This window comes from Micromonospora lupini str. Lupac 08, assembly GCF_000297395.2.
Classification (GTDB): domain Bacteria; phylum Actinomycetota; class Actinomycetes; order Mycobacteriales; family Micromonosporaceae; genus Micromonospora; species Micromonospora lupini.
The window spans coordinates 96975-116207 of sequence record NZ_HF570108.1; the positions used below are offsets into that span (position 1 = coordinate 96975).

19 protein-coding genes are annotated in these 19233 nt (G+C 73.5%); 10 read left to right on the forward strand and 9 right to left on the reverse strand.

What is annotated here, in order from left to right; translation table 11 throughout:
- The first annotated feature begins 70 nt into the window (after positions 1 to 70).
- A complete protein-coding gene (locus MILUP08_RS01635; RefSeq protein ID WP_237747020.1) occupies positions 71 to 412 on the forward strand; it encodes a VOC family protein in 342 nt (113 codons plus the stop codon).
- Between the two features lie 6 nt (positions 413 to 418).
- On the opposite strand, the gene MILUP08_RS01640 is transcribed toward MILUP08_RS01635, so the two are convergent.
- Both MILUP08_RS01640 and MILUP08_RS01645 read right to left on the reverse strand, forming a co-directional pair.
- Positions 419 to 1063, reverse strand: coding sequence for a dihydrofolate reductase family protein (locus MILUP08_RS01640; RefSeq protein ID WP_007454179.1), 645 nt, complete (start codon positions 1061 to 1063; stop codon positions 419 to 421).
- Positions 1064 to 1073: 10 nt separating this feature from the next.
- Positions 1074 to 1778, reverse strand: a complete 705-nt coding sequence (locus tag MILUP08_RS01645) for a dihydrofolate reductase family protein (RefSeq protein ID WP_007454181.1) — start codon at positions 1776 to 1778, stop codon at positions 1074 to 1076.
- 252 nt (positions 1779 to 2030) lie between these two features.
- On the opposite strand from MILUP08_RS01645, the gene MILUP08_RS01650 reads away from it, so the two are divergent.
- A complete protein-coding gene (locus MILUP08_RS01650) occupies positions 2031 to 2909 on the forward strand; it encodes an LLM class flavin-dependent oxidoreductase (RefSeq protein ID WP_007454183.1) in 879 nt (292 codons plus the stop codon).
- An 86-nt stretch (positions 2910 to 2995) separates the two neighbouring features.
- Here the strand turns inward: MILUP08_RS01650 and MILUP08_RS01655 are convergent, their stop codons facing one another.
- From MILUP08_RS01655 to MILUP08_RS01665, 3 genes are read right to left on the reverse strand one after another with little or no spacing between them, the layout of a single operon-like run.
- On the reverse strand, positions 2996 to 3427 hold the full coding sequence (locus MILUP08_RS01655; protein WP_007454185.1) for an ASCH domain-containing protein: 432 nt from the start codon (positions 3425 to 3427) through the stop codon (positions 2996 to 2998).
- A 57-nt stretch (positions 3428 to 3484) separates the two neighbouring features.
- A complete protein-coding gene (locus MILUP08_RS01660) occupies positions 3485 to 4546 on the reverse strand; it encodes a questin oxidase family protein (protein ID WP_007454187.1) in 1062 nt (353 codons plus the stop codon).
- Positions 4547 to 4579: 33 nt separating this feature from the next.
- Positions 4580 to 5131, reverse strand: a complete 552-nt coding sequence (locus tag MILUP08_RS01665) for a phosphoribosyltransferase family protein (protein ID WP_007454190.1) — start codon at positions 5129 to 5131, stop codon at positions 4580 to 4582.
- A 186-nt stretch (positions 5132 to 5317) separates the two neighbouring features.
- Here MILUP08_RS01665 and MILUP08_RS01670 point away from each other — a divergent pair, with 186 nt between their 5' ends.
- The 4 genes from MILUP08_RS01670 (at position 5318) to MILUP08_RS01685 (ending at position 10003) form a co-directional block, all read left to right on the forward strand.
- Positions 5318 to 5953: a septal ring lytic transglycosylase RlpA family protein gene (locus tag MILUP08_RS01670; RefSeq protein WP_007454191.1), complete on the forward strand. Its 636-nt coding sequence runs from the start codon at positions 5318 to 5320 to the stop codon at positions 5951 to 5953.
- Between the two features lie 101 nt (positions 5954 to 6054).
- Positions 6055 to 7182, forward strand: a complete 1128-nt coding sequence (locus MILUP08_RS01675; RefSeq protein WP_007454193.1) for a PP2C family protein-serine/threonine phosphatase — start codon at positions 6055 to 6057, stop codon at positions 7180 to 7182.
- Positions 7183 to 7309: 127 nt separating this feature from the next.
- Positions 7310 to 9166, forward strand: a complete 1857-nt coding sequence (locus MILUP08_RS01680) for an acyl-CoA dehydrogenase (protein ID WP_007454195.1) — start codon at positions 7310 to 7312, stop codon at positions 9164 to 9166.
- Positions 9167 to 9733: 567 nt separating this feature from the next.
- Positions 9734 to 10003 (forward strand): DUF6458 family protein, encoded by a 270-nt coding sequence (locus MILUP08_RS01685; RefSeq protein WP_007454197.1) that lies wholly within the window; start codon positions 9734 to 9736, stop codon positions 10001 to 10003.
- A gap of 69 nt (positions 10004 to 10072) precedes the next feature.
- Here MILUP08_RS01685 and MILUP08_RS01690 read toward each other — a convergent pair whose 3' ends face one another.
- Positions 10073 to 10612 carry a SixA phosphatase family protein gene (locus MILUP08_RS01690; protein WP_007454199.1) on the reverse strand — a complete coding sequence of 180 codons (540 nt, stop codon included), beginning with the start codon at positions 10610 to 10612 and terminating at the stop codon, positions 10073 to 10075.
- 113 nt (positions 10613 to 10725) lie between these two features.
- On the opposite strand from MILUP08_RS01690, the gene MILUP08_RS01695 reads away from it, so the two are divergent.
- On the forward strand, positions 10726 to 11013 hold the full coding sequence (locus MILUP08_RS01695; RefSeq protein WP_007454202.1) for a DUF6458 family protein: 288 nt from the start codon (positions 10726 to 10728) through the stop codon (positions 11011 to 11013).
- Between the two features lie 69 nt (positions 11014 to 11082).
- Here MILUP08_RS01695 and trhA read toward each other — a convergent pair whose 3' ends face one another.
- The gene (trhA, locus tag MILUP08_RS01700) at positions 11083 to 11760 is read right to left on the reverse strand and encodes a PAQR family membrane homeostasis protein TrhA (protein ID WP_007454204.1); all 678 of its coding nucleotides are present in this window, start codon (positions 11758 to 11760) and stop codon (positions 11083 to 11085) included.
- A gap of 107 nt (positions 11761 to 11867) precedes the next feature.
- Between trhA and MILUP08_RS01705 the strand changes: the two genes are divergently transcribed.
- From MILUP08_RS01705 to MILUP08_RS01715, 3 genes are read left to right on the forward strand one after another with little or no spacing between them, the layout of a single operon-like run.
- On the forward strand, positions 11868 to 12734 hold the full coding sequence (locus MILUP08_RS01705) for a carboxyltransferase domain-containing protein (protein ID WP_007454206.1): 867 nt from the start codon (positions 11868 to 11870) through the stop codon (positions 12732 to 12734).
- The gene (locus MILUP08_RS01710) at positions 12731 to 13594 is read left to right on the forward strand and encodes a 5-oxoprolinase subunit C family protein (protein ID WP_007454208.1); all 864 of its coding nucleotides are present in this window, start codon (positions 12731 to 12733) and stop codon (positions 13592 to 13594) included. The genes MILUP08_RS01705 and MILUP08_RS01710 overlap by 4 nt, the downstream gene beginning before the upstream one ends.
- Positions 13578 to 14330: a LamB/YcsF family protein gene (locus tag MILUP08_RS01715; protein WP_007454210.1), complete on the forward strand. Its 753-nt coding sequence runs from the start codon at positions 13578 to 13580 to the stop codon at positions 14328 to 14330. Before MILUP08_RS01710 ends, MILUP08_RS01715 begins: the two co-directional genes overlap by 17 nt.
- Before the next feature lie 71 nt (positions 14331 to 14401).
- On the opposite strand, the gene MILUP08_RS01720 is transcribed toward MILUP08_RS01715, so the two are convergent.
- Positions 14402 to 16240 (reverse strand): NHL domain-containing thioredoxin family protein, encoded by a 1839-nt coding sequence (locus MILUP08_RS01720; RefSeq protein WP_007454212.1) that lies wholly within the window; start codon positions 16238 to 16240, stop codon positions 14402 to 14404.
- Positions 16241 to 16437: 197 nt separating this feature from the next.
- Entirely contained in the window at positions 16438 to 19065 is a 2628-nt protein-coding gene (locus MILUP08_RS01725) for an LppU/SCO3897 family protein (RefSeq protein WP_007454214.1), read from the reverse strand.
- Positions 19066 to 19233 lie beyond the last annotated feature (168 nt).

The window sequence follows — 19233 nt, forward strand, 5'->3', positions numbered from 1 at the left end:
GGGTTCCCTCGCCGTAGCGATTAGGGTCCGACCAGGAGGTGGTCGTTTGTTCACCGAGGCTTTTCCCATCGTGACGACGCCCGACCTGCCGCGGCTGATCGCGTTCTACCGGGATGTCGTGGGCTTCGAGCTGACCTACCGATTTCCCGAGGACGGCGAGCCGGAGTTCGTAGCCCTGCGACTCGGTAGCAGTGAGCTGGGCCTGGCTGCCGACCCGCACGCCGGCGACCCTGCCCTCTCGCGCCGCTGGGAGTTGTGCGTGTACGCCGACGACTGCGACACGGCCGTGCACGCACTGCGTGCGGGCGGCGCGACGGTCACCGAGGAGCCGGTGGACCAGCCCTGGGGTGAGCGGTCCGCCCGGGTCACCGACCCGGACGGCAACCGGCTGCTGGTGCTGTCCCGCCTGTAGGGGCGGTCATCGTCTCCAGAACAGGAGATGGGTGACTCCGCTGGGGCTGGGCACCGACTCCAGGTGGAAGCGGTCGAGCAGCTCGGTGTGGCTGTCCCACAATCGCTCGCCCCGGTGGAGGTCGACGGGCGCGACGGCGATGTGCATCGTGTCGACCAGGCCGGCATCGAGGAACGCGCGGATGGTGGCCACCCCACCACCCAGGCGTACGTCCCGGGCGCCCGCTGCCTGCTTCGCCTGGGCCAGCGCCTCGGCCGGGCTGGTGTCGAGGAAGTGGAACGTGGTGTCGGACAGGGTGAACGACGGGCGTACGTGGTGGGTGAGCACGAAGACCGGCGTGTGGAACGGCGGGTTGTCCCCCCACCAGCCCTGCCACTCGTGGTTCTCCCAGGGGCCACGCTGCGGGCCGAACTTGTTGCGACCCATGATCTCCGCGCCGATGTTGCACTCGGCGTCACGGGTCAGGTAGTCGTCCAGGCCGCGAGTGCCGCCCGGCTCGGTGCGGTACACGAAGCTGGCGGTGGCCGAACGCCAGGAGAACAGCGCGGTGGGGTCCGCGTGGCCGAAGGGCCGTTCCAGGCTCTGCCCCTCTCCGGTGCCGAACCCGTCCCGGGAAACGTTGAAACACTGCACTCGCAACAGCTGCGGCATTGCGTCTCCTTCAGTTCGTGGTCGTCGTCGGGCCGCCGCCACTGCCCCGGTCGTCGAGCACGAGGGGGGCGCGACCGCTCACCTCGTACCGAATGTGGGTGACCTGCGGTGTGGGGATGACCCGGGTCGGCGTCAGCTCGATGGCCTCCTTGTCGCCGAGGTCGAGGTCCGCGTCGAGCAGCCGCAGGCCGGTGCCGAGCACTACCGGCACGACGTGCAGCTCCAACTCGTCGAGCAGCCCGGCCTTGAGCACCTGTCGCACGAGGCTGCCGCCTCCGGCCACGGCCACGTTCCGGCCGCCGGCCGCCGCGCGCGCCTGCTCGACGGCGCTGGCCACGCCGTCGGTGACGTAGGTGAAGCTGGTGCCACCGCCGCGCCGCAGGGTCTCGCGGGGTCGGTGCGTGACGACGAAGACCGGCGCGCGGAACGGCGGCTCCTCGCCCCAGGGCACCTCGCCGCCGTCGGCCATCCGGCGACCCATGACGTACGCGCCTGCGGCGCCGAACGTCTCGGCGATCACGTCGGAGTTGGCGTCCTGCTCGCCTCCGGCGAAGCCCTGTCGCTCGCGCCACGCCATCGCGTCGGTCGCCCAGCGGGTGACCCGGAAGAAGCCGGCGCTCTCGGCCGAGTCCATCCAGTCGCCGTCGCCGTCGAACAACGGGCCGGCGTAGAACCCGTCCACCGACACCGACAGCTGTGCGGTCACCTTCGTCATGTCGCTACTTCCCTCTTCTCGGGCGGCACCCAGCGGGTGTCTGCTCGCAGAGAGGTCGGAACCGATCAGGACGCCCCTACCGCAACCACTTGTGACGTGGGTCACGTGCAGAGGACTACGGCCTGCGTTCGACGATCGCCGCCTCGATCCGCAGACCGATGCCGGTCAGGATGAGGAAGGCGGCCAGGATCAGTGGTTGAAGCCCGCCGTGCTCGCAGTGCGGGTGTATCGGGCGCGACTAGGCTGGCGATCATGCGGATTGGCATCGTGATCCTGCCGGACCAGCGTTGGGCCGAGTCGCAGCGTCGCTGGCGGCAGGCCGACGAGTGGGGCTTCGACCACGCCTGGACGTACGACCATCTGGGCTGGCGGGACCTGGTCGACGGCCCGTGGTTCGACTCGATGGCCACGCTGACCGCCGCTGCGACGGTGACGTCCCGGATCCGGCTGGGGACGCTCGTGGCGTCGCCGAACTTCCGGCACCCGGCCGCGTTCGCCCGGCAGATCACCACTGTGGACGACGTCTCGGACGGCCGGCTGCTGCTGGGGCTGGGCGCGGGTGGCATCGGCTTCGACTCGGCGGTGCTGGGCGGTGAGACGTTGCCGCCACGGCAGCGGGTCGACCGGTTCGCCGAGTTCACCGAGCTGCTGGACCTGATCCTGCGGGACGACGGCACGACGTGGCGCGGTGAGTGGTTCGCCGCGGTGGACGCCCGCAACAACCCCGGCTGTGTGCAGCAGCCCCGGGTGCCGTTCGTGGTCGCCGCGAACGGTCCACGGTCGATGCGGCTGGTGGCCCGGTTCGGTCAGGGTTGGGTGACCACCGGCACCGAAGCCGACGACGTGGAGGGCTGGTGGGGCACCGTGTCGGCGCTGTCGGAGCGGATGGACCGGACGCTGGACGAGGCCGGCCGTGACCCGGCGACGCTGGACCGCTACCTGTCGATGGACGCGGCGCCGGTGTTCTCGCTCAGCAGCGCGCAGTTCTTCGCCGACCAGGTCGGCCGGGCCGCCGAGCTCGGCTTCACCGACGTGGTGACGCACTGGCCGCGTGCGGGCAGTTGGTACGCGGGCGACGAGGCCGTCCTGGCCGACGTGGCGACGCGACTCCTGCCCGAGCTGCGCGCCTGAGGCAGCACGCCAAGCGGCGGCCAGGCCCGAGCTGCGCGCCTGAGGTAGTACGCCAAGCAGCGGGCCAGGCGCCGGCGGCCACGAGATCAGGTACCGAGATCGCCGCTGGCGACGCCGCCCTCGCCACCGGAGACCAGCCGCAGGCGCAGGCAGACGATCGGGGTGTCGTCGTCGACCGGGGTGCCGAGCCGCGCCCAGTAGGCCGAGTGCCCGGCCCGCCACTCCTCGATCGAGCGGTCTCCCTCGCCCTCGGCGCGAGCGAACTCCCAGGGCACGTCGCCGAAGCGGACCACCTCGACTCCGGTGATCTCCACGACGCCGGCCAGCGCGTCGTTGTCGTCGACAAGCACGAGCCGTTCGCCTACCTGCTCCAGCTCCTCGCCCTCTTCCGCGTACTCGGCGAGCCGGCCCGCCGTCGCGGTCTTCACGCCGGCCAGCACCAGGGTGTTCAGGGTCGCCCGCAGTTCGCCGGGGGTGCCGAGGGCGAGCGTGCGCAGAGCACCGATCCGAGGCCACATCCTGCCGAGGCTAGGCCAGCGTGGCCGGCGTCGTCGTGGTAATTCGTGCGGTGCTGCTCAGATCAGCTGCGCGGCGTAGCCCGCGGCGTCGAGCAGCCGCCGATCCCCGCTGGCGGCGTGCGCGTCGAGGACCGCGTCGGCGAGCTTGACCACGTGGGCGTCGCCGTGTCGGGCCGCGCGGGCGAAGGCCTCCGCCGGGGTCGCGGCGGTCACCGATGCCGACGCGATCCCGTCGGTCGGGGCGTACACCGAGGTCACGGCCGCCGTCGCGGCCCAGGCCGCGGCGAGGCTCGGCGCCCACAGCGCCCGGTCCAGTGCCGGCAGGGTACGCAGCACGGCGGTCGGCGCGGTGACCGCGTGCACCAGCATGACCGGCGCGGCGTGCCCGAAGCGCAGGTAGTCGAGGCCGGCGCGGTGTACCAGCGTGCCGAGCCCGGCCTCCGCCTCGGTCGGCGTCCGCGCCGGGTGCAGCGCCGCGAGCGCCGGTTCCCATCGGGGTACGTCCACCAGCCGGCCCAGCCGCTCCCGGATGCCCCCGGTCTGGTGGTCGATCCGGGGCAGCCCGGCCAGCGCGGCGACCACGTCCGGTCCCGTGGTGTCCGGTTGCGCCGCGGGCGGGTCCGACGTGGCGGTGGCGAGCAGGCGGTCGGCGCCGGGCACCGGCTGCCAGCGAGCGGCCCAGTAGCCGAGCGCCTGACCCAGCTCGGTGAGCCGTTGCGGGCTCTCGTCGTGCAGGTGCAGGGCGCGTACGGCGTGCCCGACCCGGATCACCCCGTGCGTGGCGCCGGCGGCGATGCCGGGCAGCAGGCGGGGCCACCAGGTGCCGAGTACGACCCGCCACGGCTGCTCGCGCAGGTGCCTGTCGAAGTACGCCAGCCAGTCACCGGCCCGCTTCGCGTCGCCCAGCGCGGCCCGCCAGTCGTCGATCGGTCGCAGCCCGCGCGGCAGTTCGTCGAGTCGGGTGAGGTAGTCGTCCAGCCAGCGGTGCACCCGCTGCTCGTGGCCGTGCCGGGCCAGCGCCTCGACGGCCATCGGGCCGTGGTTGGAGAGCCAGCCCTCGTATTCGGGGCCGGTTCGGTGCAGCCGGTCGTACGCCTCGTCGAGGATCCCGTCGCTCATGCATCGATCGTCGAAGGTGAAGCGGGCTTCAGGTCAAGTGGGCAGATCCTTGCCGGCGATGAGGCCGGTGATCTGCAGTGCGGTGGCGGTCTCGGGCGGGCAGTCGACGGCCACCACCGCGGTGCCGAGCACCTGCGCGCCGCGCCTGGCGCAGATGTCGTAGAGGGCGTGCAGTTGTGCGCCGGTGCGTACCCAGTCGTCGACCACCAGGACGCGGTCTCCGGGGCCGAGGTGCCGGTCCCGGACGGCAAGGTCGACCTGCCGGCCCCGGTAGTCCGGCGGGCTCTGCGCCCAGGTGAGCGGGCCGGCCGGCAACCGTCCGTCGCCGGGCTTGTGCGCGGCCACGAAACCGACCCCGAGGGCGGTGGCGGCAAGTGGCCCGAGCAGCAGGCCGGTGACCGCCGGGGAGAGCACCACTGTCGGGCGGGCGGCCCGGTACGGCGCCACCAGGGCCGGTCCCAGTTCGGCCAGCACTGTGGGGTCGCGCCACCAGCCGGAGATGTCGCTGACCAGATGGCTGGCGTCGGGGCCGGGGTCGATCCACCGGAACAGGGCGGCCAGGCGTTCGGTCAGCTCAGCGGGCATCGGTCCATCGTGCGGCACGGGTGCTCGGTGCCTCCGCACCCGGGCCGGTCGACCCACCCGGGCTCGGATGATCGGCTACACGTACTATGGCAAATACGGGCATAACACCATGATCACGTTGACTTCGGAAGTGCTTCTCTCGTTACGGTCCGATCCGGTTTGTTCAATCGACGAAAGGACCGGCCGGTGGTAGGCAGGCACTCCCGTACCCGCATCTTCTCCTCTCCGGCGGGCATCGTGGCCACCGCGGCGGTCGGCGTCGCCCTCGCCGTCGGCGGCACCGTCGGCGCCGTCCAGCTGACCTCGGGCGCCGAGCAGTCGGGCCAGGCGGCTCTCGACCTCACCCCGACCACCCCCGCCAGCCTCGCCCCCAGCTCCCCGACCGCCTCCCCGAGCGCCAGTGCCAGCGCCTCGCCGAGCGCGACGGCCAGCCCGTCCGCCAGCCGGTCGGCGCAGGCCGCCTCCCGGGGCAAGGCCCGCACCGAGGCGCCGAAGCCGCGCCCGACCGCGAAGAAGACCACCGCGGCGGCGAAGGTGCTGGAGAGCGGCTCGTGTGGCGCCTCCTTCTACTCCGACGGGCAGCTCACCGCCAACGGCGAGTCCTTCAACCCGAACGAGCTGACCGCGGCGCACAAGACGCTGCCGTTCAACACGAGGGTCCGGGTGACCAACCCGAGCAGCGGCAAGTCGGTCGTCGTACGGATCAACGACCGTGGCCCGTTCATCGACGGTCGCTGCCTGGACCTGTCCCGCGCCGCCTTCGCGACCATCGCCTCGACCGACGTGGGTGCGCTCACCGTCCGCTACGAGGTGCTCGGCTGAGCGCAGCCGGGAGCGTCGATCCGGCCGCGAGCCTTGGCCGGCCGGACAGAACATCCTCAGACGACGGGCCAGGTTCATTCACCGGTTCACGTGGATCAGGCATGCTGTCCCTCGTACCCACGCGACTCCTCCAGTCGGGCCGTAGCCCGCTGAGCCCCGGATCCCGCGCCGGCCTCGGCGCGGCCCTCGTCCTGCTCGCGATCGTCTCGGGCCTGGAGGTGGCCGACGGCCGTCGGGCGCACTACGTCGCGCTCCTGGTGGCCGCCCCGCTCCTGGCCGCCGCCCTGGCTGCCTGGCGGGTGGTGCTCGGTGTCGGTGCCGTGGCGACCCTGATCGGGGTGGGCTTCGCCCTGGTCGACCCGAAGATGATGCTGGTGACCTCGGTCAACGTGATCGGCGTCGCGCTCGCGAGCGGGCTGGCCGTGGCGGTGGCCTCGATACGCCAGCGGCAGGCGGAGCAACTCGCCGAGCTCACCAAGCTGGCCTCGGTGGCCCAGCAGGCGGTCCTGCGCCCGCTCGGGCCGCAGGTCGGCATGCTCTCGGTCGCCGGCCGCTACATCTCCTCCACCGCCAGAGCCGAGATCGGCGGCGACCTGTACGAGGCGATCGACACCCCGTACGGCGTCCGCATGATCATCGGTGACGTCCGCGGCAAGGGCCTGGACGCGGTCCGGTTGGCCAGCATCGTCCTCGGCTCCTACCGGCACGTGGCCTATGAGCGCGCCGACCTGCGCGCCGTCGTCGCCGACCTGGACCGCGCGGTGGCCCGCAACGTCGGCGACGAGGACTTCGTGACCGCCGCGCTCGTGGAGGAGCGGGGCGGGACGCTCACGATCGTCAACTGCGGACACCCGTCGCCACTGCTGTTGCGCCGGGGCAAGGTGATCCCGCTGGAGCCGCCGGCACCGGCGCCGCCCCTCGGGTTCATGCCTGTGGTGCGCCCCCGCGTGGAGCGCCTGGAGCCCGGCGACCGCCTGCTGCTGTTCACCGACGGTCTCGGCGAGGCCCGGCGGGACGGTGAGTTCTTCCCCACGGCCGACCGGGCGTGGCGGCTGCTCGGGCACGGCACGGTCGCCGACGGGCTCGCCTCGCTGGAGACGGCCCTCGTCGAGTGGGTGCACGGGCACCTGGACGACGACATCGCCCTGGTCCTGATGGAGTACGTCGGTGCCCGCACGGGCGCGACGTCGGCCGTGCCGAGCTGGGAGGTCGGCGCCTCCGAGAGCTGAGCGGGACGGCGGCGCGAAACTGTGTAATCGCCGTCACTTACGTGATCGGCTTGTCGCTGCCTACCCGCGAGTAATACAGTCGGGGTTACTGATCGGTAACACCTGTCCGGAAGCGGGGCCAGCGAGCATGACCCACTACAAGAGCAACCTCCGGGACCTCGAGTTCAACCTGTTCGAGGTCTTCGGGGCGGACCGGGCGTTCGGCCAGGAGCCGTACTCGGACCTCGACACCGACACCGCCCGGAGCTTCCTCGCCGAGGTGGACCGCCTCGCCCGCGAGGACCTGGCCGCAAGCTACACGGACAGCGACCGCAACCCGCCCGTCTTCGACCCGGCCACGCACACCGCGCCGCTTCCGGAGTCGTTCAAGAAGTCCTACCAGGCGTTCATGGACTCCGAGTTCTGGCGGCTGGACCTGCCGCCCGCGCTGGGCGGCACCAACGCGCCCCGCGCTCTCTGGTGGGCCCTCGCCGAGCTGGTGCTCGGCTCGAATGCGCCGGTCTGGATGTACGCCTCCGGCCCGTCCTTCGCGCACGTGCTGCACGTCGAGGGCAACGAGCGGCAGAAGGGCTGGGCCAAGCTCTTCATCGACAAGCAGTGGGGCTCCACGATGGTGCTCACCGAGCCGGACGCCGGCTCGGACGTGGGCGCCGGCCGCACCCGCGCCATCCAGCAGCCCGACGGCACCTGGCACATCGAGGGCGTCAAGCGGTTCATCACCTCGGGCGAGCACGACCTGAGCGACAACATCGTCCACTACGTGCTGGCCCGCCCGGTGGGCGTGGAGGGCGTCGGTGGCCCCGGCACCAAGGGCCTGTCCCTCTTCGTGGTGCCCAAGTTCCACTTCGACGAGACCACCGGCGAGCTGGGCGAGCGCAACGGCGTCTACGCGACGAACGTCGAGCACAAGATGGGCCTGAAGGTCTCCAACACCTGCGAGGTGACCTTCGGCGAGCACGGCGTACCCGCCAAGGGCTGGCTGCTGGGCGACAAGCACGACGGCATCCGGCAGATGTTCATGATCATCGAGTACGCCCGGATGATGGTCGGCACCAAGGCGATCGCCACCCTCTCCACCGGCTACCTCAACGCCCTGGAGTACGCGAAGAACCGGGTACAGGGCGCCGACCTGATCCAGCAGGCGGACAAGACCGCCCCGCGGGTCACCATCACCCACCACCCGGACGTGCGCCGCTCGCTGCTGCTGCAGAAGTCGTACGCCGAGGGTCTTCGCGCTCTGGTCCTCTACACCGCCACCTGGCAGGACAAGATCGCGCTGGCCGAGGCTGCCGGCGACGAGAAGGCCACCAAGCTGGCCAAGCGGGTCAACGACCTGCTCCTGCCGCTGGTCAAGGGCGTCGGCTCGGAGCGGGCGTACGAGCTGCTCGGCCACGAGGCCCTGCAGACCTTCGGCGGCTCCGGCTTCCTCCAGGACTACCCGCTCGAGCAGTACGTCCGGGACGCCAAGATCGACACCCTGTACGAGGGCACCACGGCCATCCAGAGCCTGGACCTGATCTTCCGCAAGATCGTCCGGGACAACGGCAGGGCGCTGCTCGCGGTCTCCGGCGAGATCCAGGAGTTCATCTCCTCCGAGGCCGGCAACGGTCAGCTCAAGGAGGAGCGGCAGGCGCTCGGCAAGGCGCTCGCCGAGATCCAGAACATCGTCGGCGTGCTGACCGGCTGGCTGGGCGAGGCGCAGGGCGGCGACACCCGCGCGCTCTACAAGGTCGGCCTGAGCAGCCGGCGGTTCCTGCTGGCCATCGGTGACCTGGTCGTCGGTTGGCTGCTGCAGAAGCAGGCCGACGTCGCCCTCAAGGCGCTGGCCGGCGACGTCTCCGCCACCGACAAGGCGTTCTACACCGGCAAGGTGGCCGCCGCCCGATTCTTCGCACGCGAGGTGCTGCCGCGCATCGGCGCCGACCGGCGGATCATCGAGGGCGCCGACCTCGACATCATGGACCTCCCGGAGGAGGCCTTCTGACCGTGCCACGGCACACCTGAAGGTTCCGGGTCGCACCACCCGGTACCTGCACCGACGGCCGACGGGCACCTGTCCGTCGGCCGTCGCCGTCCTCGCGCGGACAGCGCAGCCGACGATGCACGCCCGGCTCGGCCCTTACCTGCCCGGCGCCCCGGCCTGCCCGGCGCCCCGGCCTGCCCGGCGCCCCGGCCTGCCCGGCGTCGGCCTGCCCGGCCCTGACCTGCCCGGCGCCCCGCGACCTGTCCGGCGTCGGCCTGCCCGGAGCCCCGGCCTGACCGGCGCCGGCCTGCCTTGACCCGGTCCCTTTGCACTGCTTCAACCCACGCAACGGTTTGCGTCGTTTCTGTTGCGTGGGTTGAAGCAGTGCAAAGGGGGCGCGGCAGAGTGGCCCCTGCCGTCGGGGACGGCGAAAACGCCCAAGAGTGCCGTTTGTCGGACCAGCCGCGGTCGGCGCGAAGCTGGGGCATTGGGCGAGCCGGGTCGGGTAGGTAGGCGACGTGGCGGGTAACCGTCGCGTGACCTCGAAAGGGAACGCCCAGAGCCACCGCACGGGGGAGTGCAGCGCACATGGGTGTAGGAAGCGGCATCTTTCTCATCGCGCTCGGCGCGATCATGACGTTCGCGATCAGGGCCAACGTCTGGTGGATAGACCTGCGCGCGGTCGGCTGGGTGTTCATCCTGGCCGGGCTGGCCGTGCTGCTGACCACCCTGTGGTTCTGGCAGGACCGGCGCAAGCGGGCCCGGACCCTCATCGTGGAGGAGAACCGGCTGTCTCATCCGACGGCGATGATGCCACCGCCGCCGGACCCGCCGCCGCCGACCGCGCCACCGTCCTGACCCGCGCACACCCGACCACGTACGGCTGAGCACCTACGCCTGAGCCACCCGTCGCGCCCGGCGGGTGGCTCAGCCGCGTGCCGTGTGCCGCTGCGCGACAGGTGCCCCGCCTCGCCCCCACTCCGTCCAGGTGGCCGCGCCGCGGTGCACCGCCAGCTCGGCGGTCCGTAGACCCTCCTCGTCCGCCGTCTCCGGGTCGAGAAACGCGGACAGCAACGAGACGCCCGGATTGTGGGCGATCAGCAGCACGACCCGAGCCGTCGGATCGGCGGTGCGGACCAGTGCCAGCAGCTCTTCGGGGTGGGCGTCGTACGCGCCGGGCTCGTAGCGGACGGTCGGGCGAGGACCCGTCGGCCCACCCTCCGGCGGCGAACCGGCCATCCCCATCGCCACCCCGTGCCAGGTCTGTCGGGTGCGCCGGGCGGTCGAGCAGATCACCACGTCGGGCAGCAGATCGTGGTGGGCCAACCAAGCGCCGGCCGCTGCCGCGTCGGCCTCCCCGCGGGCGCTGAGCGCGCGCTCGGCGTCGTCCGTGCCCTCGTCGCCCTGTTCGGCCTTCGCGTGCCGGAGCAACACCAGTGTCCGCGTCTCGGCGTGGCTGTCCGTCATGCCACCAGCTTGCCCGATTGGCGATCTCCCTGCCGGGGTAAGTCCAGGGATGCCGCACCCCCTACCAACGGCCGCGGCGGGTCGTACGCCAGGTTAGAGCCGAGGAGCGAGACATGGGCATTGGTGGCAGCATCTTCCTGATCGCGCTGGGCGCGATTTTCGCGTTCGCCGTGGAAGCCGACCTGGGTTGGCTGGACCTGACCGTGGTCGGCTGGGTGTTGATGCTCGCCGGCGTCGCCGGCCTGCTCACCACCCTCTACTTCTGGAACAGCCGCCGCCGCACGGCGGTCGCCGCCCCGGTCCGCGAGGACCGCGTGGTGGCCGACCGGGTGGTGCCGGTCCAGGGCGACCAGGTCATGCAGGAGTACCGCGAGGTGCGTCGACCGGGCCGCCCGGTCTGATCCCGCACGCGCACACTCCGGGGTCCCGCAGCGTGGCGGGGCCCCGGCTCGCGTGTGTGGGGGTCCGCCTCAGGCGAACAGTGCGAAGTAGATCGCGATGTGGTGGCACAGCGCCGCCAGCAGCGTGCACGCGTGGAAGAACTCGTGGTGGCCGAAGACGGCGGGCCACGGGTTGGGACGACGCAGCGCGTAGAAGACCGCGCCGACGCTGTAGATGGCCCCGCCGACGATCAACAGCACCAGCGCCGCCACGCCGCCGCCGTGCAGGATCTGCGGCAGCATGGCCACCGCCACCCACCCGAGCGCCAGGTAGAGCGGCGCGGAGACCCAGCGCGGCGCGTGCGGCCAGATCACCTTGAGCGCCACACCGGCAAGTGCGCCACCCCAGACCAGGGCAAGCATCAGGGTGGCCTGCCGGGTCGAGAGCAGCATGACGCAGAGCGGGGTGTACGTGCCGGCGATGAACACGAAGATCATGCAGTGGTCCATCCGGCGCATCACCTGGTAGCCGCGCTCGGACCACACGCGACGGTGGTACAGGGCGCTCGTGCCGAACAGCCCGCAGACCGTCAGGCTGTAGATGACGCAGCTCACCAGGGGTGCCCAGCCCGGTCGGGTGGCGGCGATCGAGCAGAGCACGATCCCGCAGACCACGGCGACGAAGAAGGCGTACGTGTGCAGCCAGCCGCGCATCCGGGGTTTGCCGATGTCGACCGGCTTCAGACGAAGCGGGGCGGAGGTGGTCACGAGATCAGGTTACGGCACCGTAGGTTACTTTCAAGTAGTCAGGCCGGTGACACCGAGCACCGTCACCGTGAACACCGCGCCGGCACGGCATCGGCGAGGATGAGCGGATGCGGATCCGACCCGCCGGTACGCACGCCCTGCTGCTCGACTGCACCGCCCCGGCCGACATCCCCGAGGCGGCCCTGGTCGAAGCGTGGCGGGCCGAGTTGTGGCGCCGCCGCGAGCAGGGTGACCTGAGCGCCGTCGAGATCGTGCCGGCGGCCCGGACCGTCCTGCTCGACGGCCTGCCCGACCCCGCCGCCACCGCCGACCTGTTGTTCCGCTGGACGCCGGCGGTGACCGCAGCCGCCGCAGCCACTGCTGCCGCCACTGCGCGCGATGGCACCCCGGCCCCCGACGGCATCCCGGCCGGCGCCGGCGGCGACGACACGGCCCGCGGCGGCGACGGCGACGACACGGCCCGCGGCGGCGACGGCGGCGACACGGCCCGCGGCGGCGACACGGCCCGCGGCGACGAGACGGCCCGCGGCGACGAGACGGCCCGCGGCGACACGATCACTGGCGGCGGAATCGCCGCGGACGGCGCCGGCCACGGCGGGGAGATCCTCGTTCCGGTCGAGTTCGACGGGCCGGACCTGCCCCTCGTCGCCGAGCACTGGGGCGTCGACGTGCCGGCCGTGCTGCGCCGGCTGACCGGCACCCGGTTCCTTGTCGCGTTCTGCGGGTTCGCCCCCGGCTTTCCGTACCTGACCGGGCTCCCCGCCGACCTGGCGCTGCCCCGGCTGCCCACTCCCCGCCCCCGGGTGCCGGCCGGCTCGGTCGCCCTGGCCGGCCCGTACGCCGGCATCTACCCGAGCGCGTCCCCCGGCGGCTGGCTGCTGGTCGGGCGGACCGACCTGCCCCTCTTCGACGTCGACGGCGACCCGCCCGCCCGGCTCGGCCCCGGAACCCGCGTCCGATTGGTGGCGACGTGACCCGCCCCGCCGAGATCGAGGTGCTCCGCGCGGGCGCGCTCACCACAGTGCAGGACCTGGGCCGACCCGGCTGGGCGCACCTCGGCGTACCCCGTTCCGGGGCCCTCGACCCGACCGCCCTGCGGCTCGCCAACCGGCTGGTCGGCAACCCCGAGCAGGCGGCCGGCCTGGAGATCACGCTTACCGGCTGCACGCTGCGGCTGACCCAGGCCGCCACCGTGGCGATCACCGGCGCCGAGGTGGCGGTCCGGGCCGGGGATCGTCCGGGCGACACCGGTCGTCCGCTCACCGTGCCGGCCGGGACCGTGCTGCGCGTCGGCCCCGCCCGGCGGGGCGTACGGAGTTGGCTCGCCGTGGCCGGTGGGATCGACGTGTCGCCGGTGCTCGGGAGCCGCGCCACCGACACCCTCGCCGGGCTCGGTCCACCCGTGTTGCGCGACGGCGACCGGCTGCCGCTCGGCGTGCCGCTGGCCCAACCCGCGCCGGTGGACGTGACAGTCGGCCCGCCACCCGCGTCGGAACTGCGCCTGACCGTGCGCCTCGGCCCTCGCGACGACTGGTTCACCCCGGGCGCGCTCGACCTGCTGTTCGGCACCGCGTACACCGTCAGCCCGGTCAGCAACCGGGTCGGCGCGCGGCTCGCGGGCGCGGCCCTGCCCCGCGCGGTCGCCGGCGAACTGCCCAGCGAGGGCATCGTGCTCGGCGCGGTCCAGGTGCCGGCGGACGGCCAACCCCTGATCTTCCTCGCCGATCATCCGACCACCGGCGGTTACCCGGTCATCGGGGTGGTCACCGACGTGACCCCGCTCGCGCAGGCCCGGCCAGGTACTACCGTCAGGTTTCATGGACCTCAACGCTGACCTGGGCGAAGGATTCGGCATCTGGCGTCTCGGTGACGACGACGCGCTGCTGGCCCTGGTGACCTCCGCCAACGTGGCCTGTGGCTTCCACGGCGGTGACCCGTCCACCATGCGGCGGGTCTGCGAGGGCGCGGCGAAGCGCGGCGTCGCGGTGGGTGCGCAGGTCGGCTACCGCGACCTGGCCGGCTTCGGCCGGCGGCGCATCGCGTACGACTTCGCCGAGCTGCGCGACGAGATCACCTATCAGTTGGGCGCGCTGGACGCCTTCTGCCGGCTCTTCCGCACCCGGGTCCGCTACCTCAAGCCGCACGGGGCGCTCTACCACGCGGCCGCCACCGACGAGTCCCAGGCGGCGGCGGTGGTCGCCGCCGTCAGCGGCCACGACCCCGAAATGCCTGTGCTCTGCATGCCCGGCTCGACGCTCGCCCAACTCGCCGTCGGCGCGGGCCTGCCCGTGGTCGCCGAGGCCTTCGCCGACCGCGGCTACCTGCCCAACGGGTCGCTGGTGCCGCGCGGCGCACCCGGCGCGCTGATCACCGATCCGGAGGAGGTGGCCACCCGGGCGGTACGGATGGCCACCGAACGGACCGTCGTGGCGGTCGACGGGACCGTGATCCCCTGCCCGGTGGAGTCGATCTGCGTCCACGGGGACACACCGGGGGCGGTCTCCGCCACCGAGCTGGTCCGCGCCTCCCTGATCGACGCCGACGTCCCGCTCGCCCCGTTCGCCGCCTAGCCGTCGAGGCCGCTGCGGCGGTCAGGCGTCGAGGCCGCTGGGCCGGTCAGGCGTCGAGGCCGCTGCGCCGGTCAGCCGTCGAGGCCGCGCAGGACCAGCGGAAGCCGGGACGCCGCGCCGTCGACCACCCGCACCGGGACACCCCAGTCCTGCCGGGTCAGGTGGCAGGCCGCGTGCTCGACGTCCGCGTCGCAGGTCGCCGCCTGCGCGGTCACCTGTAGCACCCCGCCGGTCGCCTCGCTGTTGAGCACCAGCCGACGGGACAGCTCGGTGCCGGTGCCGGCGCCCTCCAGCAGCAGCTCCGGTGGGGACGCGGAGACCACCAGCCGGGTCGACGGCCCGTACGTCTCGTCCAGCTTCTGCCCCGGCGCGGGCGTGAAGACGATGTCCAACCTCACCTCGCCCGCCGCCACGTCGGTCGGCTTCCGCTCGGTGCGGTGCCGGGGGCCGTCCACGGTGCTCGCACCGGCCGCCGACAGCGCACCGGGCGCCAGCCGGGTCAGGCGGTGCGCGGCGGACTCCACCACGAGCACCTCACCGGCCGGGGTGAGCACCAGGTCACTCGGCTCGGCCAGCCCGTCCGCGACCGTGGACACCTGGCCGGTGGCCGGGTCGAAGCGGCGCACCGCGCCGTTGTAGGTGTCCGCGATCAGCACCGAGCCGTCCGGCAGCGCGCACACCCCCAGCGGGTGCTGGAGCAGCGCCGACTCGGCCGGCCCGTCAACGTGCCCGAAGTCGAAGAGCCCCTGCCCGACGGCGGTGCCCAACACCCCATTCTCGACGTACCGGACGGCGCTGGTCTCGCTGTCGGCGATCCAGAGCCGGACGCCGTCGGCGGAGACGGACAGCCCCGACGGCTGCGCCATCCACGCCTCGGCCAGCGGGCCGTCGCGTAGCGCCTCCACCGTGGTGCCCGCGTACATGCCGGCGGTCCGCTTGATCGGGTCGAACCACCAGAGCTGGTGGATGCCCGCCATCGCGATGATCAGTTTGTCGTCGTACCAGGCCAGGTCCCACGGTGAGGACAGGTCCACGGCAAGCGCGTCGTGCGCGTGGTCGTCGACCGAGGCACGCCACTGCCGGCCGCTGCCGGCCACGGTGACCACCTCGCCGGACTCCAGCCGTACGCCGCGCAGCAGGTGGTTGACGGTGTCGGCGACCACCAGGTCGTACCCGGCCACCTCGGCGACGTGCGTGGGCAGCAGGCAGAGACCCTGCGGCTCGGAGAACGTCGCCGCGGCGGCCGGTCCGTCGGCCCGACCCCGCTCGCCCGAGCCGATGCGGCGCACCGGCGTCTCGCCGTCCGGGGCCACCTCGACCAGGGAGTGCCGCGCCGAGTCCGAGACCAGCAGGTTGCCGTCCGGCAGCAGCACCGCCTTGCCCGGGAAGCGCAACGCCGTCTCCGGGGCCGGCGGCGGGACGTACGGACCGGTGCCCCGGTGCAGGGTGCCCTTGGCCTCGTGGGTGGCGATCAGCTCGTCGATCAGTCGGGCCAGCCCCTCGGCGTGACCCTCGCCGGCCATGGTGGCCACCACGTAACCCTCGGGGTCGATCACCGACAGGGTCGGCCAGGCCCGGGCCGCGTACTGCTGCCACATGTCCAGCTCGGGATCATCGAGTACGGGGTGGTGCACGCCGTACCGCTCGACGGCGGCGACCAGCGCGTCGGCGTCCTTCTCGTGCTCGAACTTCGGCGAGTGCACGCCGATCACGACGAGCACGTCGCCGTACTTCTCCTCCAGCGGCCGCAGCTCGTCGAGCACGTGCAGGCAGTTGATGCAGCAGAAGGTCCAGAAATCAGCGAGGACGATCTTGCCGCGCAGATCCTGCAGGGTCAGGTCCTTGCCGCCGGTGTTGAGCCACTGCCGGCCCCGCAGTTCGGGTGCCCGTACGCGCGCTGTCGTTCCCATGCCTGTCAGCCTGCCACGCCTCGCGGGCCCGCCCGCCGTGACCCGGGCGACAGAGCTGTCAGCCAGGCGATCGATGGCAGCTCAGCAAGGCGATGCTCGGCGTGTCTAGTTGCTCAGCCGCCATCGATCAAGGAAACCGGCCAGGCGGACACGAAACGGCGGGGCCACGGTTGCCCGTGGCCCCGCCGTCGGTGGGTCTACTTGGTGGCCGGCTTGAGGCAGAGCACCCGGTTGGTGCCCTCGCCGGGCAGCACCACGTGGGGCTGGGCCGGGTCGGCGCACTTGTCCTTCGCGTCAACCTTGGAGACGATCGTGAACGCGCCCGCCTCGCCGCAGTCCACCGCCGAGGCGCCCTGGCCGACCTGCTTCACGCAGGTGCCGACCGCCGGGTCGAAGGCCGGTGAGTCGTCCCCGCCACCGAACTTGCCGAGCAGCATCAGCAGGCCGAGCGGCACCGCCAGGATGAGCACGGCGGCGATCAACACCGCGGCCAGGACCCGACCGTTGCGCACCTTCGGCACCGGAAGCTCCGCCTTGGGCTCCTCCGCGTCCGGCTTGAACGCGTCGAACCGGCCCTGGTCCGACTCGGTGGACTCCTGGCCCCAGGTCGGCACCGGCTGCTGCGGCGGCGGGAAGGCCGGGAACTGACCACCCGGCGCCTGCTCGACGGCCGGCCCGCCGAAGCCCGGCGCGCCGCTCACCGAGGCGGTGCCTGCGGCCGGTGCCCCGAAGCGGTCGGCCGGGCGCTCACCGCCGGACTGCGGCCGTACCCCGTTCACCGGCCGGTTGTTGCCGGGCGCGTCGACGAAGGACGGCACACCGGGTGGGAACGCCGGCGGCGCGGCAGCAGCCGAGGGGGGCTCGCCGAACCCACCCGGCGTCGACGACCGTTCCCGGTCGTCGAACTGCGGCTCGGACGGTGAGTCGTCGCCCCAGCCGGGGAAGCCCTGCCGGTCCGGCCCGTTCTGCCAGTCCGGCGGGCCCTGACGCTCCGGCGCCTGCTGCCAGTCGGGTGTGGCCGGGCGCTCCGGGGCCTGCTGCCAGTCGCCCTGGCGGCCGGCGTCCTGCTGCCAGTCGGGTGTGGCCTGGCGCTCGGGGGCCTGCTGCCAGTCGGGTGCGCCCTGGCGGCCGGCGTCCTGCTGCCACTCGGGCGTGCCCGGACGCTCGGGACCCGGGTCGGCCGGGAACGCCTCCGGGGCCGCCTGCTCCGGCTCGTTGTCCGGCTCGGGTCGGGCCGGTCGGCCGTACACCCGGGGTTGTGGGGTGGCGGTGCTGGTCGGCCGCATGGCCTGGTCGGTCGGGGGCATCACCCGGCTGGCCAGCGGCACCGAGGCGCTCGCCGAGGCGCGGCTCGCCGCGCTGGCGGCCGACTCGGCGTCCGAGACCGGTACGACAGCGCGGCCGGCCCCCGCCTCCGGGGAGGTACGCGGAGCAGGCACGGCTGCGGCGCTCGCCGAGGCGTCCTCGGCCCGGCCCCAGCCGGCCGGCTCGGCCTCGTACGGTGCGGCGGCGTCCGGGGTCTCCCGCTCGGCGTACGCCGGCTGTTCGGGGATCGGGGGGTACTGCGTCGACGGCGCGTAGTCGGCCGGCGGGGCGGCGGCGAGGCTGGCGCCCGGTACGCGCTGCTCCTGCGGGGGCAGCGGCACCGCGTTGGCGGGCGAGATGCCCGGCGCGGGCGCGGGCTGGTAGATCGGCGGCTCGTCGGCCCGGTCGGCGTCCCAGCCACCTCGCGACTGGGCGGAGGCTTCCGCCTCGGCGCGGCCCCACACCTCGCCCGGCGCCCACGGCTGAACCTCCGCGGCGCCAGGGTTGGCCTGCACCGGATTGTCCGGACCGGCGGCGGCCCAGCCGGGGGTCGCGTCGCTGCCGGGCACGCTGACGCTGGCCCGGGCGGTCGCGGGGCCGGCCTGCTCGGCCTGGGGCCATGCGGTCGGTTGCGGACGCTCGGCCGGCTGGTCCTGCGGGGCGAGCACCCAGTCCGGCTGCTGCGGGCGGCCCTCGGCGCCACCCCAGGCGGCGGGCTGCGGGGCCTCCTCCTGCGGGGGCCAGTTCGTCGCCGGGACCTGCGCCGCGCCACGGGCGCCGGCCGACTCGGCCTGCCCCCAGGCGGGGGACGGCTGCTCGGACTGCCCGACGGGCTGGCCCCAGGTCTGCGGGGCCTGCTCGGCCGGCGTCCAGACGGGCTGGTCCTCCCGCGCGGCGGCGCCGACGGCCCAGCCACCGGAACCGGACGGGTCGTCCTGCGGGCCGGGTGCCTCGGCTCGGCCGGCGGGCTGCGCCGGTTCGGCGTGCCACTCACCGGCGGGTGGGTTGGCCTGCGCCGCGCCGGCGGCCCATCCGCCGGAGCGGGACGGGTCGTCCTGGACGGCGGGCCATGCGGCGGTGGCCGGGGGCACCTGCGCGGCACCCCGGGCGGCCGGCTGGGCCTGCGCCCAGTCGGGCTGCTCGGCGGGAGCAGCGGACCAGGCGGGTGCGGCCTGCTCGGGCGGCGTCCAGCCCTGCTGCGGGGGAGTCCACGCGGCGGGCTGCCCCTGCTCCGGGGTGCCACCGCCGGTGGCCCACGCGGGCTGCGTCGGGTCGCTCGGCGGCGGTGCGGCGGCGGCGCCCCAGGCGGGGTTCGGCTGCTGCTCGGGCTGGGTGGCCCAGGCCGGGGCGGACGGGTTCGGTCGGGCGGGTGGCGGGGGCGCCCAGCCCATTTCGGGGCCGGCGGCGTTGTAGCCGTTGTCCGGCTGCGCCGGGCGGTCGCCGTACGACGCCGGTCCGCCGGCGCCCGGTGACACCTCGTCCGGCTCCTGGCCGGGGCGGTGCGGGCCCTCGGACGTCATGGGTGCGCCTCCTCCATCACATGTCGGCCGCCGGTGCCGATCGGTCTCCTCGGCATGGCTGCCGGCGTCACCGGCGTACCGCCGTGCCGGCTCCCCGCACCGTATCCGGTGGCCGCACGAGGCGTCCAAGGAGCACCGGTCGTCACTCCCCGTCGCCGGGTGGTGTCG

Excerpts from the sequence above, each read along its gene's own strand:
- MILUP08_RS01640 (WP_007454179.1), bottom strand. The coding sequence starts at position 1,063 with ATGCCGCAGCTGTTGCGAGTGCAGTGTTTCAACGTTTCCCGGGACGGG.
- MILUP08_RS01695 (WP_007454202.1), top strand. The coding sequence starts at position 10,726 with ATGGGCATTGGTGGCAGCATCTTCCTGATCGCGCTGGGCGCGATTTTC.
- MILUP08_RS01655 (WP_007454185.1), bottom strand. The coding sequence starts at position 3,427 with ATGTGGCCTCGGATCGGTGCTCTGCGCACGCTCGCCCTCGGCACCCCC.
- MILUP08_RS01720 (WP_007454212.1), bottom strand. The coding sequence starts at position 16,240 with ATGGGAACGACAGCGCGCGTACGGGCACCCGAACTGCGGGGCCGGCAG.
- MILUP08_RS01645 (WP_007454181.1), bottom strand. The coding sequence starts at position 1,778 with ATGACGAAGGTGACCGCACAGCTGTCGGTGTCGGTGGACGGGTTCTAC.
- MILUP08_RS01650 (WP_007454183.1), top strand. The coding sequence starts at position 2,031 with ATGCGGATTGGCATCGTGATCCTGCCGGACCAGCGTTGGGCCGAGTCG.
- MILUP08_RS01660 (WP_007454187.1), bottom strand. The coding sequence starts at position 4,546 with ATGAGCGACGGGATCCTCGACGAGGCGTACGACCGGCTGCACCGAACC.
- MILUP08_RS01675 (WP_007454193.1), top strand. The coding sequence starts at position 6,055 with ATGCTGTCCCTCGTACCCACGCGACTCCTCCAGTCGGGCCGTAGCCCG.
- MILUP08_RS01725 (WP_007454214.1), bottom strand. The coding sequence starts at position 19,065 with ATGACGTCCGAGGGCCCGCACCGCCCCGGCCAGGAGCCGGACGAGGTG.
- MILUP08_RS01690 (WP_007454199.1), bottom strand. The coding sequence starts at position 10,612 with ATGACGGACAGCCACGCCGAGACGCGGACACTGGTGTTGCTCCGGCAC.
- MILUP08_RS01705 (WP_007454206.1), top strand. The coding sequence starts at position 11,868 with ATGCGGATCCGACCCGCCGGTACGCACGCCCTGCTGCTCGACTGCACC.
- MILUP08_RS01715 (WP_007454210.1), top strand. The coding sequence starts at position 13,578 with ATGGACCTCAACGCTGACCTGGGCGAAGGATTCGGCATCTGGCGTCTC.
- MILUP08_RS01685 (WP_007454197.1), top strand. The coding sequence starts at position 9,734 with ATGGGTGTAGGAAGCGGCATCTTTCTCATCGCGCTCGGCGCGATCATG.
- MILUP08_RS01665 (WP_007454190.1), bottom strand. The coding sequence starts at position 5,131 with ATGCCCGCTGAGCTGACCGAACGCCTGGCCGCCCTGTTCCGGTGGATC.
- MILUP08_RS01680 (WP_007454195.1), top strand. The coding sequence starts at position 7,310 with ATGACCCACTACAAGAGCAACCTCCGGGACCTCGAGTTCAACCTGTTC.